Raw genomic sequence first — 18061 nt, 5'->3', positions numbered from 1 at the left:
CATTCCCGGCATCGAGGTAGGTAGAGTCTTGGCTATGAAACCCTCGCCTCGGCTCAATCTCAACAACGGTGTCTTGATTGACCAGTTGGGGTTCGGGCTCTATAAGGTGCCGCCGACGGAAACCACGTCTTTGGTCGCCACTGCGCTAGGCGCCGGCTACAGGCATTTCGACACAGCCGCAATGTATGGGAACGAAACCGGCGTCGGCCGCGGCATCGGCAGTGCTGTGATTTCGCCGCCGGGAGTGGACAGCAACACGGGAGGCTCCGGGGAGGGCACTCACGGACTCTCCCGCGAAGACGTTTTTGTCACCACCAAGCTCTGGAACGACGACCAGGGCTACGACTCCACGCTGCGCGCCTTCGATTCCTCCATGGCCAATCTGGGCCTCGACTACGTCGACCTGTACCTCATCCATTGGCCGTGCGCGGGGCGCGGCTTGTTCCAGGAGAGCTACCGTGCCATGGAAACCCTGTACCGCGAAGGCCGCGTGCGCGCGATCGGAGTCTCCAACTTCCAGCCGGCCCATCTCGAGGCACTCATGGAAAAAGCCGAAGTGGTTCCAGCCGTGAACCAGATTGAATTGCACCCATGGTTGCAGCAGACCCGGCTCCGCACGCTCCACGAGCAGCTGCGCATCCGCACCGAGGCGTGGAGCCCTCTGGGCCGGGGCCAGGTCCTCCATGATCCGGCCGTCCGTGCACTCGCGGACAAGTACGGAAAGACACCCGCGCAAATCATCATCCGCTGGCACCTCCAGCTGGGAAACATCGTCATCCCCAAAGCGAGCACCGCGGCACGCATCCAGGAGAACTTCGACGTCTTCGGCTTCGAGCTTGATGCCGACGACATGGATGGCCTGGCCGCACTCGAACGCCACCACCGCACCGGGTCACACCCGGACAACGTCAACTAGGACCTGCCGAATGGAACAAGTGGACACCAACCACTCCCCCGAACCCGTACCTGCCTCCCCACGGGAGTTCTTCAGCAAGGCCCTGGCCGCGCGGACGAGTGCCTCAGACATCGACCTCGACGGCAGCAACGTCGCCTATTGGTGCTACGAACCGGTCACGGTGACCGCGGATACCCGGACCATACTGGTCATCCACGGTTTCCGCGGCGACCACCACGGCCTCCTCCGCGTAGTAGACCACCTGCCGGAAATGCGGGTCATCATGCCCGACCTTCCCGGCTTTGGCAGCTCGGAGCCTTTCGCCGGAGACCCCCACACCGTGGAACGCTACGGGAAGTTCATCACCGGTTTCATGGCGGCACTGGGCCTCGGACCGGACACGGTTCTCCTGGGGCATTCCTTCGGATCCATCGTTGCCAGCCACTTCGCCGCATCGAATCCGGGCGCCATCCGTCCTCTGATCCTGGTCAATCCGATCGCCGCTCCCGCGTTGGAGGGGCCCAAGGGGCTCATGACCAAGCTGGCAGTCCTGTACTACCAGGTCTCCGCCAAACTCCCCCGCCGGCTGGGACTCGCCGTCCTGCGCAGCCGCCTGATTGTCCGTGTCATGAGCGCAGCGATGGCCAAGACCCGGGACAAGGAACTCCGGGGCTTTGTCCATGGCCAGCATGATGCGTACTTCTCGGCGTTCGCCGACCGCGCGAGCCTCCTGGAGTCCTTCCGGGCTTCGGTCTCCAGCCATGTGTCCGAGGTCGCCGGGCAGCTGGACCTCCCCGTTCTGCTGGTGGCCGGCGAAAAAGACGAGATCGCCCTGCTCCGGGACCAGCACAAGCTGCTGGACCTGTTGCCGGACGGCGCGCTGGAAGTGATTCCCGACGTCGGGCATTTGATCCACTACGAGACGCCGGCGCCCGCCGCCGCCGCCATCCGCAGCTTCCTGGAGGAACACCCCGCGTGAAAATCGTCATAGATGCCCGCTTTACCCGCACGGACCATCATGACGGGATCAGCCGCTACGGATCGAGCCTCATAGCAGCGACGTCCAAGATAGCCGACGTCACGATGCTCATCAGCGACAAGCGCCAGTTGGCTCTCCTCCCGGATGTCCCCTACGTTCACATCAGCAGCCCGCTCTCCCCCCGCGAACTGTTCGTGGCGCGCGCGGTCAACAAGATCGGGGCCGATGTTGTGGTTTGCCCCATGCAGACCATGGGAACCTGGGGCCGCAAGTACGGGCTCGTCCTGACCCTGCACGACCTCATCTACTATGAACACCCGGCCCCTCCCGGCTTCCTTCCGGCGCCCGTACGTCTCCTTTGGCGGCTGTACCACAAGGCCTACTGGCCACAGCGATTGCTTCTCAACAGGGCCGACATCGTCGCGACCATCAGCCACACCACCGAGTCGCTCATGGCCAAGTTCAATTTGACCCGCCGCCCGGTCCGCATCGTGGGCAACGCACCGCAGCCGGGCCAGAAGCCGCGGGATCCCGCGGCCGGCGCCGAGAAATCCCTGCTCTACATGGGCTCGTTCATGCCCTACAAAAATGTGGAAACCATGATCCAGGGCATGGCCGGATTGCCCGGATTCACGCTGCACCTTCTCAGCAGGATCACCCCCCAGCGCCGGGCCGAGCTGGAGCCCCTGGTCCCGCCGGGTGCGAAGGTCGAGTTCCACAACGGCGTGACGGACGCCGAATACGACTCCCTCCTGCTCCGGGCCACCGCGCTTGTCAGCTTGTCCAAGGCGGAAGGCTACGGGCTTCCCCTGGTCGAGGCGATGGCACTTGGCACTCCCGTGATCGCCAGCGACACCCCCATCTTCCGGGAGGTGGGCGGGGACGCCGTGAGCTATGTGCACGCCGAATCGCCCGAGGAATTTGCCGCGGCGGTCAAGGCCCTTGAAGACGGCGAATTGTGGCAGGTGCGCTCACGCCGCTCTGTGGAACGTGCGGCTGATTTCAATTGGGACGAGTCGGCGCGCCAGCTTCTGGCCGTGGCCGAAGAGATCGTTGCGATGCGCAGCCGCAAGCGGCGCTAGAGGACATCGACGCCGTCGAGCCGCAATTGCACCGGTCCCGACGTGCGTTTGGCCGCACTGGCAGCTTTGACTGCACGCATGGAACGGGTGGCAACAGCTGCTTGGGCATAAGGGATGAAGAAGAGCGTCCGGACGTCCGGATCGCCCTCTTGTTCTGCTCCGCGCTTGGTGGACAGCGTGAGGGAGACCGGCGCGGGGCCAGCGGTGCGGAGCTTGATGGCTTCGGCAAGGCTTTCGGTGAAGTGCACGACGTCGGCCCGCTTGCCCGTCACGGACGCGATCCGCACGGAGGGCGGCAACTGGAGTTCCTGCCGCAGCGCGAGCTCACGGGAGGCATATCCGGCAGGATCCCAGCGCAACAGGGCACCGGTCGCTGTGGCGTCGTCCGCGGTGATGACGACGAGCCCGCCCTCATGCGCGGGCCGCACGAGGGCCGCCGCATTGAACCATCGCCGCACGGTGTCCTCACCGGCGCGCAGGTTCTCCCGGCGCAGGAGCGAATTGCCATCCAGGAGCAGCGCGGCCGCGTAGCCGCCGCTGGCGATCGGCTCAGCCCCCACGGTGGCCACCACCAGTGCATGGGCATCCGACACCGTGGCCTTGACCTGGTCTCCCGACGACGTCACGACGGCCTTGCCGGGAAAAGCCCTGCCCAGTTCTTCCGCGGTCCGCAGCACACCCGCGGCACCCCTGCGAAGACGGACTCCGCCGCAATGCCGGCAGCGCCACTCCGGGGCCGGGGTGGAGCACCAGCGGCACTGCGGCAAGGCCGATTGTCCGGCTATGGCAAGAGGTCCCTGGCAGTTGTTGCATCGGGCGGACTCGCGGCAATCCTCGCACACAAGGGATGGGGCATAGCCGGCCCGGGCCACCTGCACCAGGACAGGTCCTCGTTCCAGGCCCTCCTTGGCGGCCCGCCAGGCCGCGCCGGGCAAACGTGCAATCCTGGCGAGAGGGTCGCGCTCCTGCTCGAAGCTGTCAGCTGTATTGAGCACCCGGGGCGTGCTGGAGCGGACCACCGGCCGGGGAGCCTCCACCGGAACGGCCCAACCGCCCTCAACAAGGCGCTGAAGTTCGGTACTGCGGCTATGCGCGGCCATGAGGCAAGCGGCCGCTTCCTGTTCGGCACGCAAGAGCAGGACTTCCCTGGTGTGCGCGTACGGAGCGCGCTGGTCAATGTGCAGGTCGTCGCCGTCGTCCCAGCACACCACGAGTCCCAGGTCCTGCACGGGAGCGTAGGCAGCGGATCGAGTGCCGACCGCAACCTTCGCGGCGCCGCCGAGGAGCCGAAGGTAACTACGGTACCGCGGTGTCTGGCCGTCGTCGGCAGTCAACCGCGCGACGTCGCCCGGCGGAAGGACAGCGCGCAGGGCAGCTTCCATGCGGTCGAGGTCACGGTAGTCGGGCACGACGACGACGGCGCCGCGCCCGGAGGAGCGGACGGCCGCCACCGCGGACGCCACAAGCTCAGGCCAGCCGGCTGTGCCGAAACCTTGCGTCGCAGTCAGGACCGCTCGGGGTGAGCCACCCCCGGCGAGGTGTTGCAAGTACGGTGCTCCGTTGGCGTAGGAAGCCCAGGCGGCGTGGGCCCGCGAGGTGGAGACCTCGGCAGCCGCATTGTCTTCCTCCGGCCCATCCAGCAGGGGATCTCCGGAGAGGAACAGTTTCTCCAGCCGCGCGACGCGGGGAGGAATGGCGGTGCGGAGGACATCGCTGAGGGTCCCGGCGTAGCGGGCCGCGATACTCGAGGCAAGCTCCAGCAACGCCGGAGTCAGCACCGGAACCGCTGAAACCACCTTGAGAAGCGGAGTCAGGGAATGTCCGGCTTCCGACGATTCCACGCGCTCCAGGACGTAGCCGTTGAGTTCCTGGCCGCTGAAGCGGACTTTGACCCGGACGCCTGCCAGGGCGGTGTCCTCCAACTCGGCCGGGACGCTGTAGTCAAAGGGCCTGTCCAGATGCGGCAAGGACGATTCGATCAGGACCCGTGCCACCGGATTGCCCGCGGCAAGGGGTGGCCCCACGGCGTCGCTCCCGCGGGAAGGGAAGCCTTGCAACAACGACGGCTGATGGGACGGCGAAGGCAAGGCAAGGGCAAACGGAAGCAATGAACCATCGCTCATGTTGTCACCTCCCTGGAGTGCCGGATGCCTTGGTCCAATCCAAGCAGGTACCACCGACAATGTCCGGTATGGCCCCCGGCTCGCGGCCGGCACCGGCTGTCACGGGCAAGCCGGTTCAGGCGTTGAAGAATTCCTTCAGCTCGTCCACGCGGTCCAGGCGTTCCCACGTGAAGTCGGGCTCTTCGCGGCCGAAGTGCCCATGCGCCGCCGTCTTGGCGTAGATGGGCCGCTTGAGGTCGAGGGCGTCGATGATGGCGCGCGGACGGAGGTCGAAGATCTCGGCAATCGCTTCGCTGATCTTGGCCGGGTCCACAGTCTCAGTACCGAAGGTCTCCACGTAGGTGCCCACCGGACGCGCCTGGCCGATGGCGTAGGCGATCTGGATTTCGGCCCTCTTGGCCAAACCAGCGGCCACGACGTTCTTCGCTACCCAGCGCATCGCGTAGGCCGCCGAACGGTCCACCTTGGACGGGTCCTTGCCGGAGAAGGCGCCGCCGCCGTGGCGGGCCATGCCGCCGTAGGTGTCGACGATGATCTTGCGGCCGGTCAGCCCGGCGTCGCCGACGGGCCCGCCGATGACGAAGGCACCGGCAGGGTTCAGGATATTCGCGACGTGGGAGATGTCCAGGTTGGCCGCAGCCAGGACGGGATCGATGACGTGGGAGGCAAGATCGGCGCGCAAGCGATCCAGGTGGGTCCCTTCGGCGTGCTGGCTGGAAATCACCACCGTTTCAACGGAAACCGGACGGTCGCGGTCGTACCCGACCGTCACCTGGGTCTTGCCGTCAGGGCGCAAGTAGGCCAGCTCGCCGCTCTTGCGGACTTCGGTGAGACGCTCGGAGAGCCGGTGGGCGAGCCAAATGGGCGTCGGCATGTAGGAGGGGGTCTCATCGCTCGCGTAGCCGAACATGATGCCCTGGTCACCGGCGCCCTGGAGGTCGTAGTCGTCCTCCTGGCGGCCTTCGCGGGCTTCGAGCGAATTGAAGACGCCGCCGGCGATGTCGTTGGACTGCTGGCCGATGGAGACAGACACGCCGCACCGTGCGCCGTCGAAGCCGTTGGCGGACGAGTCGTAACCGATTCCGAGGATGGTCTCGCGGACGATCTGCGGGATTTCGACATACGCGTCCGTGGTGACTTCACCGGCTACGTGCACCAAGCCGGTGGTCGCCATGGTTTCAACGGCCACGCGCGACTCGGGGTCTGCCGCCAGGAGCGCGTCGAGGATGGCGTCACTGATTTGGTCGCAGATCTTGTCCGGGTGCCCTTCCGTGACCGACTCTGAGGTGAAGAGCCGGAGCTTGGACGGGGTGCCGTGGGATTCGTGGTGCAGCGGTAAAGTCACTCGACTACCTTACTCGGTTGGGGGCGACCGGCTTCCGCCGTATGTCCCTGTGCTAAGGATGGACCAGCTGCGGAAGGAGTGTCACCCGATGGCTAGGGGGCCGGGTGTACGCGGCTCAGTTCAGTGCTGATGCGGTCAATAACAGCGGCGGCGACGTCGGATTTGGAACCCGCCGCCGATTGCGGCGCCGCGCCATGGCCGGAGAGAATGATCACAGAATTCTGGTCTTGGCCAAACACGCGCCCGACGCCGACCTGGTTGACCACCAAAAGGTCGCAGCCTTTGCGTTTGAGCTTGGCAGTGGCGTGCTCCAGGACGTTCCCGTCCTCGTCCCCGGTTTCGGCCGCAAACCCGACGATCAACTGCGTGGATGCCTCGGCGTCGCGGCGCACCACCAGCTCATGCAGGATGTCCGGGTTCTGCACGAGGCGCACCACGGGGGCGTCATCGCCGTTGACCTTCTTGATTTTCGTGTCCGAAACCTCGGCCGGGCGGAAGTCTGCGACTGCTGCGGCCATGATCACGACGTCGGAGCCGGCGGCGGCTTCCAGCGCGGCGTCACGGAGCTCCAATGCGGATTCAACCTGGATCAGTTCGACCCCGGCCGGCGCCTGGACATCCATGTGGGCAGCGAGGAACCTGACATGGGCACCTGCGGCAAGGGCCGCGGCGGCCAGCGCAACGCCCTGCTTGCCTGAAGACCTGTTCCCCAGGAAACGGACCGGATCAAGGGCTTCCCTGGTGCCTCCGGCAGAAATGGTGATGGTGCGCCCGGCGAGGGGTTTCGGGGCCGCCATCAGGGTTGCTGGTGCGGAGGCGTCGAGCAGAGCCACCGCGGCTGCGAAGATCGCTTCCGGTTCGGGCAGCCTGCCCGGCCCGGAGTCCACGCCCGTCAGCCGGCCCACAGCGGGTTCCAGGACAGTGATGCCCCGGCTGCGCAACGTTTCCACATTCGCCTGGGTGGCCTGGTTCTGCCACATTTCGGTGTGCATCGCGGGGGCGAAAAGTACCGGGCCATGGGCCATGAGGAGCGTGTTGGTGAGCAAGTCCCCCGCTTGGCCGGTTGCTGCCTTGGCCAGCAGGTCGGCAGTTGCCGGGGCCACCACGATGAGGTCCGCCTCATGGCCGAGACGGACGTGGTTGACCTTCTCCACGTCGTCGAAGACGCTGTTGCTCACCGGATTGCCCGAGAGCGCCTCCCAGGTGGCCACGCCGACAAAGCGGGTGGCGGCCTCCGTGGGAATGACCGTCACGTTGTGTCCGGCTTCAGTAAAAAGCCGGAGGAGCGATGCAACCTTGTAGGCTGCGATCCCTCCCCCGACTCCGAGGACTATGCGCACGTGACCTCCGTCAACAGGCAGTCTGTTTACTCTGCGGGCTCGATGGGAGTGGAAACCAGCAGGCCTTCGTTGATCTCGCGCAAGGCGATGGAAAGCGACTTTTCGTTCAGCTTCGTGTCGACCAGCGGGCCAACGTACTCGAAGAGGCCCTCGTGGAGCTGTGCGTAGTAGGCGTTGATCTGGCGCGCGCGCTTGGCGCCGAAAATCACCAGGCCGTACTTCGAATCGGCAGCAGCAAGCAGCGAATCGATCGGCGGGTTGATGATGCCTTCAAGGTTCGTGGACACGAAATCTCCAAATTCTAACGGGCTGACAAGTGCTAGCGCTTAGCGCTGGTGCGGGGTAAGCCCCATGAGTGAAACAAGCTCGTCCGCTGCCCGGCGTACGTCGTCATTGATGACGGTGTGGTCAAACTCCGGTTCAGCGGCAAGTTCCAGTTTAGCGGTTTCCAGCCGCCGCTGCTGTTCCTCCGGGGTTTCGGTGCCGCGCCCTACCAGGCGGCGCACCATTTCGTCCCAGCTGGGCGGAGCCAGGAACACGAAGTTGGCGTCCGGAACTGCCGCCTTGACCTGGCGGGCGCCCTGCAAATCGATCTCCAACAGCACGGACCTGCCTTCGGCGATTGCCGCGTCCACGGTGCTGCGCAGCGTGCCGTAACGGTTTTTACCATGGACGACCGCCCACTCAAGCAATTGCCCGGCGTCAACGAGTGCGTCGAATTCCTCGGCGGACTTGAAGTAGTAGTGGACACCATCCTGCTCCCCCGGCCGTGGCGCACGGGTGGTGGCTGAAACCGACAGCCAGACTTCGGGGTAATTGTCCCGGATATACGTGGATACTGTTCCCTTGCCAACGGCAGTGGGGCCTGCGAGGACAGTCAGTCCCGGATTCTTGCTCACATCGTCCTTCGTGGAGATTCTATATACGCCGCATTTGTTAAACGCTGTATTCGCTTAAACGCCGTATTTGTCTTCCATAAAATCTATCAGCGACCGGGACTGGTGAATTCCCAGGCCCCGGAGCCTGCGCGAAGGGGCGATGCCGATTTCCGCCATGATGGCCGCGGCCCGGACCGGACCAATGCCGGGAACAGCCTCGATGAGCTCGGAAACGCGCATGCGGGCGATTGCCTCGTCGGTTTGTGCCGACTTGATCAACCCCGCAAAGCCGAGTTCGCCGGTCCTGAGCTGTTCCTTTGCGAGAGCCCGCCGTGCCCGGGCTCTCGCTGCCTTCTCCAAGGCATCGGAACGTTCCTCTGGCGACAATGCCTTTAAGGTCACTGACACATCCCCCTTTGGCCGGCATCGAGTGCGTTGCGGATTTGGACTGATCCCGAAGCTATCGCGTGGTCGCTACGGAGCGCAATGCATTGGACCAACCAAGATCGGGCTCAGCCTTCCAGCAGTCCGTCGCGCGTGGCCTCAGTGGCGGAGCGCAGTCCGGCAATCGCTGGACCGGCGGCGAGGATTCCACGGCTCGACGTCGCCAGGACCGCCGGGTATGCCGCGCCGAAAGTGGCACGCAGATCCGCCGGAGTTGCCCCCTGCGCGCCCAGTCCGGGTGCCAGGATGGGCCCGTGGACGGCGTCGAGGTCCAGCCCGAGTTCCGTGAGGGCGCCGCCGATCGTGGCACCGACCACCAGACCGACGGACCCCATGGCACCGGAATAGCGACGGTTTTCCTCGGCCGCGGCCTCGGCGATCCGCCGCGCGACCGATTCCGAGCCGCCTACGTGCTGCACGGACTTGCCCTCGGGGTTGGACGTCAGGGCGAGCACGAAGACACCGCGGCCGGACTCGGCTGCGAGGTCGAGTGCCGGTCGCAGCGACTCGAAGCCGAGGTACGGGCTCAGCGTGACCGAGTCGGCCGCCAAGGCGGAACCATCCCGTAGCCAGGCGTCGGCGTAGGCAGCCATCGTGGAACCGATGTCTCCGCGTTTGGCGTCGGCGATGCTCAGCACTCCGGCGTCGGCTGCGACCGCAAGGGTCCGTTCCAATACCGCCATGCCGGCGGAGCCGTGGCGCTCATAGAGCGCCACTTGCGGTTTGACCGCGGCAGCGAGCGTCGCCACGGCCTCCACGACCGTGAGCGAAAAGCGTTCCAGGCCTGCGACGTCGTCGTTCAATCCCCAGTCCGCCAAGAGCCCCGGGTGCGGGTCAATGCCGACGCACAAGGGGCCACGGGCGGCCATCGCGGCCGCCAGGCGGGAACCGAACGGCTGTGGTCCCGAGCTAAGAACAGCCTGCTGCGCGGCTGCGGCGGACTCAGGCATTGACGGCCTCGGCTGCCGCGGCCTGGGAAGCTGACAGCGCAGCGGCGTGCTCCTGCAGGCTCGTCACCGACCACTCGTAAGTGCGCAGCGCCTCGATGGCCTGCACCGCGGCGTTGAACTCCGCAACCGTGGTGATGCAGGGGATGCCGATGGACGTAGCGGCTGCACGGAGTTCGTAGCCGTCGCTGCGGGCTTCGCCCCCGGAAGGCGTGTTGAAGACCATGTCGATTTCGCCGGCGATGATGAGGTCCGCGATGGTCCCCTCGCCTTCGGCGCTGCTGCCTTCGGCTACCTTGCGGACCGGGGTGGCCTGGATGCCGTTGCGGCGCAGGACATCCGCGGTGCCGCCAGTGGAGACAATCTCGAAGCCGAGATCGGACAGGCGCTTGACGCCCATGATCACCGAACGCTTGTCGCGGTTGGCGACAGAGACAAAGATCTTGCCTTCGGTGGGCAGCGCGTTGTTGGCAGCGGCCTGGCTCTTCGCGAATGCGGTGTCGAAGTGCTTGTCGATGCCCATGACCTCACCGGTGGAACGCATTTCCGGGCCGAGCAACGAGTCCACTACCTTGCCTTCCGGCGTGCGGAAACGGCTGAACGGCAGCACGGCTTCCTTCACCGCGACGGGAGCGTCGAGCGGCAGGGTTGAACCGTCGCCCGTTTCCGGCAGCATCTTGTAGGCGCTGCGCAGCTGGTTGATGGTGACGCCGGTGCCGATCAGGGCCGCAGCCTTGGCCATCTGCACGCCCGTTGCCTTGGAGACGAACGGAACCGTGCGGGAAGCGCGCGGGTTGGCCTCGAGCACGTAGAGCACGTCGGAGGCCAGCGCGAACTGGATGTTGATGAGCCCACGGACGCCTACGCCTTCAGCGATGGCCCTCGTGGCCGTGCGGACGCGCTCGATCACGTTGCTGCCGAGGGTGATCGGAGGCAGGACGCACGCGGAGTCACCGGAGTGGATGCCGGCTTCCTCGATGTGCTCCATGATGCCGCCGAGGTACATGTCCGTGCCGTCGAAGAGCGCGTCGACGTCGATTTCGACGGCGTCCTCGAGGAAGCGGTCGATCAGCACTGGGTGGTCCGGGGTGATTTCCGTGGCGTTTGCGATGTAGCGCGAGAGATTGGCTTCGTCGTAGACGATCTCCATGCCGCGGCCGCCCAGCACGTAGGACGGGCGGACGAGGACCGGGTAGCCGATCTCGTCGGCGATCTTCTTGGCGTCCTCGAAGGACACGGCGGTGCCGTTCTTCGGGGCGATCAGCCCCGCCTGGTCGAGCACGCGGGAGAACATGCCGCGGTGTTCGGCGAGGTCGATCGCTTCCGGGGAGGTGCCAAGGATCGGCACGCCGGCGTCTGCCAGCTGCTGTGCGAGCTTGAGCGGGGTCTGGCCGCCGAGCTGCACGAACACGCCCATGACGCCGCCCGTGCGCTCCTCGGCCGCGATGACTTCGAGGACGTCCTCGAGAGTCAACGGTTCGAAGTACAGGCGGGTGGAGACGTCGTAGTCCGTGGAGACGGTTTCCGGGTTGCAGTTGACCATGACGGTCTCGTAGCCGGCCTTGCGCAACGCCATGGAGGCGTGGACGCACGAGTAGTCGAACTCGATGCCCTGGCCGATGCGGTTGGGGCCCGAGCCCAGGATGATGACGGACGGCTTGGAGTGCAGGCCGACCTCGTCCTCCTCGTCATACGAGGAGTAGTGGTACGGGGTGTACGCGGCGAATTCGGCGGCACAGGTGTCCACCGTCTTGTAGACCGGGCGGATGCCCAGGGCCTGCCGGACGCCGCGGACAACGGCCTCCGGGTTGTGCGTCAAGGCGCCGATCTGCTCATCAGAGAAGCCGTGGCGCTTGGCGTTGCGGAGCATGTCTTCCGTCAGGGCGCCGGCCTTGCGGATCTCGTGGGACATTTCGTTGAGCAGCTGCAGCTGGTCCAGGAACCACGGATCGATCTTGGTGGCGGCATAGAGGTCCTCGACCGAAGCACCGCCGAGCAGGGCGCGCTGGACCTGGTGGAGGCGGTCCGTCGTCGGGCGCTTGGACTTCTCGATGAGCTCCGTCACTTCCCACTCGGGCACGTGGCTGAAGTCCAGCTGCGAACCCTTCTGCTCAAGCGAGCGGAGGGCCTTCTGCAGAGCCTCGGTGAAGTTGCGGCCCATCGCCATGGCTTCGCCGACGGACTTCATGGTGGTGGTCAGCGTGTTGTCCGCGGCAGGGAACTTCTCGAACGCGAAGCGGGGAACCTTCACGACGACGTAGTCGAGCGTCGGCTCGAACGAAGCCGGGGTTTGCTGCGTGATGTCGTTGGGGATCTCGTCCAGCGTGTAGCCCAGGGAGAGCTTGGTGGCGATCTTGGCGATCGCGAAGCCGGTGGCCTTGGAGGCCAGCGCCGAGGAACGCGAAACACGCGGGTTCATTTCGATGACGACGACGCGCCCCGTGTCCGGTTCGATGGCGAACTGGATGTTGCAGCCACCGGTGTCGACGCCGACTTCGCGGATGACGGCGATGGAGATGTCGCGCAGCCGCTGGTACTCGCGGTCAGTCAGGGTCAGGGCCGGGGCAACGGTGATCGAGTCGCCCGTGTGGACACCCACCGGATCGAAGTTCTCGATGGAGCAGACAACAACGACGTTGTCGTTCTTGTCGCGCATCATTTCCAGCTCGTACTCTTTCCAGCCGAGGATGCTCTCTTCCAGCAGGACCTCGGACGTGGGGCTGTACTGCAGGCCCTGGCCCACGATGCGGCGCAGGTCGTCCTCGTTGTACGCCAGGCCCGAGCCCAGGCCGCCCATGGTGAAGGACGGTCGGACAACCATCGGGTAGCCGAGGTCTTCCGCCGCAGTCAGTGCTTCGTCCATGGTGTGGATGATGTGGCTGCGGGCCGATTCGGCGCCGCAGCGTTCCACGACGCCCTTGAACTTTTCACGGTCCTCGCCGAGTTCGATCGCGGCAATGTTGGCACCGATGAGTTCGACGTTGTACTTCTCGAGCACGCCGTTCTTGTCGAGGGCGATGGCCGTGTTGAGGGCCGTCTGTCCACCCAGCGTGGGCAGGACGGCGTCCGGGCGCTCCTTGGCGATGATCTTTTCGACCACCTCGGGAGTGATGGGCTCGACGTACGTGGCATCGGCGAACTCGGGGTCCGTCATGATGGTGGCCGGGTTGGAGTTCACGAGGATGACGCGCAGGCCCTCCTCTTTGAGCACCCGCAGTGCCTGGGTGCCGGAGTAGTCGAATTCGGCCGCCTGGCCGATGACGATCGGGCCGGAACCGATAACGAGGACGCTCTTGAGATCTGTACGCTTTGGCATTACTTGGTGTCCTCGTTCTTCGCGGAGTTCGATGTCTGAGTGTCGGCGGCCTGGCTGTTCTTCGTGCTCTCCATCAGATCGATGAAGCGGTCGAAGAGGTAGGCGGCGTCGTGCGGCCCGGCTGCGGCTTCGGGGTGGTATTGGACCGAGAACGCCGGGATGTCGAGGCAGGCGAGTCCTTCGACGACGTCGTCGTTGAGGCTCACGTGGCTGACCTCCACGCGTCCGAAGCGCTCCTCGGGAGCCATGGTGGCGCCGTCCATGGGAGCGTCGACGGCGAAGCCGTGGTTCTGGGACGTGATTTCGACCTTGCCGGTGCGGCGGTCCATCACCGGCTGGTTGATCCCGCGGTGGCCGTACTTGAGCTTGTACGTGCCGAATCCGAGGGCCCGGCCCAGGATCTGGTTGCCGAAGCAGATTCCGAAGTACGGCATCTTCTCATCCAGCACGGCGCGGAGCAGCTTCACCTGGGCGTCCGCGGTGGCGGGGTCGCCGGGGCCGTTGGACATGAAGAAGCCGTCAGGGTTGACTGCCTTGACGTCTTCCAGCGTTGCGGTGGCCGGCAGGACGTGCACGCGTACGCCGCGTTCGGCGAAGCGGACCGGGGTCATCGCCTTGATGCCAAGGTCGATCGCGGCGATGCTGAACTTCGGCTCGCCGTCCCAGCCATGGTCCGCGGGCTCGACGACGTATGCCTCGTCGATGCTCACTTCTTCGGCCAGGCGGGCACCTTCCATTGGCGCGCTGGCCAGGACGGTGTCCAGGAGCTCCTTGTCGGTGGCCTTGGCCGCTTCGCCGGAGAAGATCCCGGCGCGCATGGTCTTGTGCTCGCGCAGGTGCCGGGTGATGGCGCGGGTGTCCACGGCCTGGATGCCGACAATGCCCTGTTCGACGAGTTCCGCGTCGAGGCTGCGCTCCGAACGCCAGTTCGAGGGGCGGCGCGCGGCGTCGCGGACCACGTAGCCGGCCACCCAGATGCGGCGGGACTCGGCGTCTTCCTTGTTCACGCCGGTGTTACCGATGTGCGGAGCCGTCTGGACCACGAGCTGCCGGGCGTAGGAGGGATCCGTGATGGTTTCCTGGTATCCGGTCATGCCGGTGGCGAAGACCGCCTCGCCCAGGGCCACGCCGGTGGCGCCGTAGCTCCGGCCGCGGAACGTGCGGCCGTCTTCGAGGACCAGCACTGCCGCGGAGGACTCTGCTGGATTGGTATTGCCTGTCACTGCGTTGGTGTCCGTCACTTTGTTACTTTCCACTATCGGCATCTGCCTGGGGGGCTGCAGAGATCAATTCTTGAAGTGCTTCGAGGAGCGGTTGCTTGTCGGCGGCACGCCTGGTCCTGAATCCGGTATCGAGTTCGTGTTCTCCGAGCATCCAGCTCAAGACCACGAGTCCCTCCTTCTCCACGAACTTGCCGGCCATGCCGTCGGCGCTGCCGCAATCGGTCACGGCCTCCGCCGGAACGAACAATGGTGCTGTCCCCTTCCGGTCGAAGAGGACGCCTTCCGGGTGGACGCTCACTTCCGCGTTGCCGCGGAAGCCAAGTCCGTGGACGGCGACCCGGTCGAGCCAGTCTCCCGCCGTCGTCGTGGCCACATACTGGCCTTCAGCCACCATGCCGGCCGGACTGAGCCTCTCCGGCACGTCCGGAAGCTGCCCGAGGCCGGCCTGCCGCTTGAGCCTGCCGCGCCAACCTATCGCGATGAGTCCGGCCGCAACCGCGGCAAGGACCACGACGAGGAGCAGGGAAGCAAGTTTGTTGTCCATCAGTTGCTGCTGCCGGCGCCGGCCGGCTCCGCTGCATGGCGGTACGGCGTGTTGAGCTTGCCGTCCAGTACGGTCGGGTGGCCCTTGAAGAACGTGGCGACGACGGCTCCCGGCAGCTCCCTGCCCGCAAACGGTGAGTTCCGGCCCATGGTGGCCATCTTATGCGGATCCACTGTCCACCGGGCAGCCGGGTCCACGAGGATGACGTTCGCGGGCTCACCGGCTTCGAGCGGACGCCCCTGATCTGCCACGCGTCCAATGGCCGCGGGCACCGTGGACGTGACGCGGGCGAAGTCGGCCCAGGTCATGAGCCCGGTTTCGATCATGGTTTCCTGGACGACCGACAAGGCAGTCTCCAGTCCCGTCATGCCCATTGCCGCCTGGGCCCACTCGCACTCCTTGTGCTCGCTTGGGTGCGGGGCGTGGTCCGTGCCGACGACGTCGATGGTGCCGTCCGCGAGCCCGGCACGGAGCGCCTGGACATCCGCGTCGGTGCGCAGGGGCGGGTTGACTTTGTAGACCGGGTCGTAGCTGCGAACCAATTCGTCAGTGAGCAACAAGTGGTGGGGCGTGACCTCCGCCGTGACGTTGATCCCGCGTTCCTTGGCCCAACGGACGATCTCCACTGAGCCGGCGGTGGACACGTGGCAGACGTGCAGGCGGGAGCCCACGTGCTGGGCCAAAAGGACGTCCCGGGCGATGATGCTCTCCTCGGCGACCGCGGGCCAACCGGCCAGCCCGAGGACGGCGGAGACGGTGCCCTCGTTCATCTGGGCTCCCGCGGTGAGGCGGGGTTCCTGGGCGTGCTGGGCCACGACGCCGTCGAACGCTTTGACGTACTCCAGGGCGCGGCGCATCAGCACGGGATCGTGGACGCAAATGCCGTCGTCGGAGAAGACGCGGACCTGGGCGCGGGAGTCCGCCATGGCGCCGAGCTCGGCGAGCTGCTCACCGGCGAGCCCTACCGTGACCGCGCCGACCGGACGCACATCCACCCAACCGGAGGCGCGGCCCAGGCTGTGGACCTGCTCGACGACGCCCGCGGTGTCAGCCACCGGGTTGCTGTTGGCCATGGCGTGGACCGCGGTGTAGCCGCCAAGGGCCGCGGCGCGGGTACCTGTTTCGACGGTTTCCGCGTCTTCGCGCCCAGGCTCACGCAAGTGGGTGTGGATGTCGACCATGCCGGGAAGCGCCACGAGGCCGGCGGCCTCGATCACGGTGGCTCCTTCGGCGGAAAGGCCGATGCCGCGCCCGGCGATGACGCCGTCGCGGATCAGCAGGTCCTCGGCGTCGCCACCCAGGATGGCCGCACCGCGGATCACGTAGGTCCCTGTTGCGGTTTCGGTCATCAGTTGCTCTCCTTATCGGAACGGGCGGTGCCCGGCATGGTGGCGGCTTCACGGGAATCTCCCGAGAGCAGCAGGTACAGTGCGGCCATCCGGACCGACACGCCGTTCCGGACCTGGGCAAGGACGGTGGAGCGCGGCGAATCCGCGGCGGCAGAAGAAATCTCCAGTCCCCGGTTCATGGGGCCGGGGTGCATGATGATGGTGTCCTTGAGCCCGAGATCGTCGAGGGCACGCAGGCGGGCATCGTCGAAGCCCCAGCGTCGCGAATACTCGCGGGTGGAGGGGAAGAAGGACGCGTTCATGCGCTCTCCCTGGACGCGCAGCATCATCATGGCGTCCACTCCGGCCTCGAGGGTCTCATCGAGGTTGTAACTGACCTTGCAAGGCCAGTGTTCGACGCCGATCGGCAGCAACGTGGGCGGTGCCACGAGCGTCACTTCCGCGCCGAGGGTGCGCAGGAGCCACACATTGGAGCGGGCGACGCGGGAGTGCAGGACGTCGCCCGCGATGGCGACGCGCATGCCCGTGAGGTCCGCGCCCGTGGATGACGAACCGTGCAACTTGGACCAGTGGCGGCGCATCGTGAACGCGTCCAGGAGGGCCTGCGTGGGGTGTTCGTGGGTGCCGTCGCCGGCGTTGATGACGGCTGCGTCGATCCAGTCGGTGGAAGCCAAGCGGTGCGGAGCCCCGGAAGCCCAGTGGCGGATGACCACAGCATCGGCACCCATGGCCGCGAGGGTCTGCGCGGTGTCCTTGAGGGACTCGCCTTTCGACACCGAGGAACCCTTGGCAGCGAAGTTGATGACGTCGGCAGAGAGCCGCTTGGCCGCGGCCTCGAAGGATATGCGGGTGCGGGTGGAGTCTTCGAAGAAGAGGTTGACCACGGTGCGGCCGCGCAGGGCGGGCAGCTTCTTGACTTCCCGGTCCCCTACGGCCGCCATCTCTTCGGCGGTGTCAAGGATCCGGATGGCGTCCGCAGCGCCCAGGTTCTCGGTGGAGAGCAGGTGCTTCATGCGCCTGCCTCGATCACTACTTCATTGATGGGCAGGCCGTCCACGGAATCGAATTCTTCCAGGTGGACCCGGACCTTTTCCGAGGAGGACGTCGGCAGGTTCTTGCCGACATGGTCGGCGCGGATCGGCAGTTCGCGGTGCCCGCGGTCCACGAGGACGGCCAGTCGGACGATGCGCGGCCTGCCGAGGTCGATGATCGCGTCGAGGGCTGCCCGGATGGTGCGGCCCGAGTACAGGACGTCATCGATGAGGACAACAACCTTGTTGTCGATTCCGGACAACGGCAGCTTGGTGGGGTACGGGGGCCTGGCGGGCTGGTGGGATAGATCATCACGGAACATGGTGACGTCCAGCTGACCGACAATCGCGGAAGCGTTCACGGATGGATCGGCGGCGGCGATTTTGCCAGCCAGCCTCACGGCCAACGGATAGCCGCGGCGTGGGATGCCCAAAAGAACCAGATCCTGGGAACCCTTGTTGGCTTCGAGGATCTCGTGGGCGATACGAGTGAGCGCACGGTCGATGTCCGCGTGGTTGAGAACAACCCGGGACGGCACCGGCGCAGTGACTTCAGTCATCGCTC

At 65.9% G+C, this 18061-nt stretch carries 16 protein-coding genes; 3 read left to right on the top strand and 13 right to left on the bottom strand.

Annotation, left to right across the window (positions count from 1 at the left end; genetic code table 11):
• Positions 1-34 precede the first annotated feature (34 nt).
• Genes BMF89_RS21130 through BMF89_RS21120 form a run of 3 tightly spaced genes read left to right on the top strand, consistent with a single transcriptional unit; the run spans position 35 to position 2956 of the window.
• On the top strand, positions 35-916 hold the full coding sequence (locus tag BMF89_RS21130; protein ID WP_078109009.1) for an aldo/keto reductase: 882 nt from the start codon (positions 35-37) through the stop codon (positions 914-916).
• Positions 917-926: 10 nt separating this feature from the next.
• Positions 927-1874 carry an alpha/beta hydrolase gene (locus BMF89_RS21125; RefSeq protein ID WP_078109008.1) on the top strand — a complete coding sequence of 316 codons (948 nt, stop codon included), beginning with the start codon at positions 927-929 and terminating at the stop codon, positions 1872-1874.
• Positions 1871-2956 carry a glycosyltransferase family 1 protein gene (locus tag BMF89_RS21120; RefSeq protein WP_078109007.1) on the top strand — a complete coding sequence of 362 codons (1086 nt, stop codon included), beginning with the start codon at positions 1871-1873 and terminating at the stop codon, positions 2954-2956. The genes BMF89_RS21125 and BMF89_RS21120 overlap by 4 nt, the downstream gene beginning before the upstream one ends.
• Here BMF89_RS21120 and BMF89_RS21115 read toward each other — a convergent pair.
• The 13 genes from BMF89_RS21115 to pyrR form a co-directional block, all read right to left on the bottom strand.
• Positions 2953-5079, bottom strand: a complete 2127-nt coding sequence (locus BMF89_RS21115; protein WP_078109006.1) for a primosomal protein N' — start codon at positions 5077-5079, stop codon at positions 2953-2955. The two genes, BMF89_RS21120 and BMF89_RS21115, sit on opposite strands and share 4 nt — an antisense overlap.
• A 115-nt stretch (positions 5080-5194) precedes the next feature.
• Complete coding sequence (metK, locus tag BMF89_RS21110; RefSeq protein WP_078109005.1) at positions 5195-6424, bottom strand: methionine adenosyltransferase; 1230 nt, start codon at positions 6422-6424, stop codon at positions 5195-5197.
• A gap of 92 nt (positions 6425-6516) precedes the next feature.
• Positions 6517-7764 carry a bifunctional phosphopantothenoylcysteine decarboxylase/phosphopantothenate--cysteine ligase CoaBC gene (gene coaBC, locus BMF89_RS21105; RefSeq protein WP_078109004.1) on the bottom strand — a complete coding sequence of 416 codons (1248 nt, stop codon included), beginning with the start codon at positions 7762-7764 and terminating at the stop codon, positions 6517-6519.
• Positions 7765-7790: 26 nt separating this feature from the next.
• A complete protein-coding gene (gene rpoZ, locus BMF89_RS21100) occupies positions 7791-8051 on the bottom strand; it encodes a DNA-directed RNA polymerase subunit omega (protein ID WP_078109003.1) in 261 nt (86 codons plus the stop codon).
• A gap of 39 nt (positions 8052-8090) precedes the next feature.
• Positions 8091-8663, bottom strand: a complete 573-nt coding sequence (gmk, locus tag BMF89_RS21095) for a guanylate kinase (RefSeq protein WP_078109002.1) — start codon at positions 8661-8663, stop codon at positions 8091-8093.
• A 54-nt stretch (positions 8664-8717) separates the two neighbouring features.
• Complete coding sequence (gene mihF, locus BMF89_RS21090) at positions 8718-9044, bottom strand: integration host factor, actinobacterial type (protein ID WP_078109016.1); 327 nt, start codon at positions 9042-9044, stop codon at positions 8718-8720.
• Between the two features lie 110 nt (positions 9045-9154).
• Positions 9155-10036, bottom strand: coding sequence for an orotidine-5'-phosphate decarboxylase (gene pyrF, locus BMF89_RS21085; RefSeq protein WP_078109001.1), 882 nt, complete (start codon positions 10034-10036; stop codon positions 9155-9157).
• A complete protein-coding gene (gene carB, locus BMF89_RS21080) occupies positions 10029-13349 on the bottom strand; it encodes a carbamoyl-phosphate synthase large subunit (protein WP_078109000.1) in 3321 nt (1106 codons plus the stop codon). Before carB ends, pyrF begins: the two co-directional genes overlap by 8 nt.
• Positions 13349-14614 (bottom strand): glutamine-hydrolyzing carbamoyl-phosphate synthase small subunit, encoded by a 1266-nt coding sequence (carA, locus tag BMF89_RS21075; protein ID WP_078108999.1) that lies wholly within the window; start codon positions 14612-14614, stop codon positions 13349-13351. Before carA ends, carB begins: the two co-directional genes overlap by 1 nt.
• On the bottom strand, positions 14595-15116 hold the full coding sequence (locus BMF89_RS21070; protein ID WP_078109015.1) for a hypothetical protein: 522 nt from the start codon (positions 15114-15116) through the stop codon (positions 14595-14597). Before BMF89_RS21070 ends, carA begins: the two co-directional genes overlap by 20 nt.
• On the bottom strand, positions 15116-16465 hold the full coding sequence (locus tag BMF89_RS21065; protein WP_078108998.1) for a dihydroorotase: 1350 nt from the start codon (positions 16463-16465) through the stop codon (positions 15116-15118). The genes BMF89_RS21070 and BMF89_RS21065 overlap by 1 nt, the downstream gene beginning before the upstream one ends.
• A complete protein-coding gene (locus BMF89_RS21060) occupies positions 16465-17478 on the bottom strand; it encodes an aspartate carbamoyltransferase catalytic subunit (RefSeq protein ID WP_078108997.1) in 1014 nt (337 codons plus the stop codon). The genes BMF89_RS21065 and BMF89_RS21060 overlap by 1 nt, the downstream gene beginning before the upstream one ends.
• Positions 17475-18056, bottom strand: a complete 582-nt coding sequence (pyrR, locus tag BMF89_RS21055) for a bifunctional pyr operon transcriptional regulator/uracil phosphoribosyltransferase PyrR (protein ID WP_078108996.1) — start codon at positions 18054-18056, stop codon at positions 17475-17477. The genes BMF89_RS21060 and pyrR overlap by 4 nt, the downstream gene beginning before the upstream one ends.
• Positions 18057-18061: the final 5 nt, after the last annotated feature.

The sequence above is a fragment of the Arthrobacter sp. SRS-W-1-2016 genome, from assembly GCF_002009585.1.
Taxonomy (GTDB): Bacteria; Actinomycetota; Actinomycetes; order Actinomycetales; family Micrococcaceae; genus Arthrobacter; species Arthrobacter bambusae_A.
Note: the sequence above shows the minus strand (reverse complement) of the source record. Positions and strands in the feature narration are given on the sequence as shown.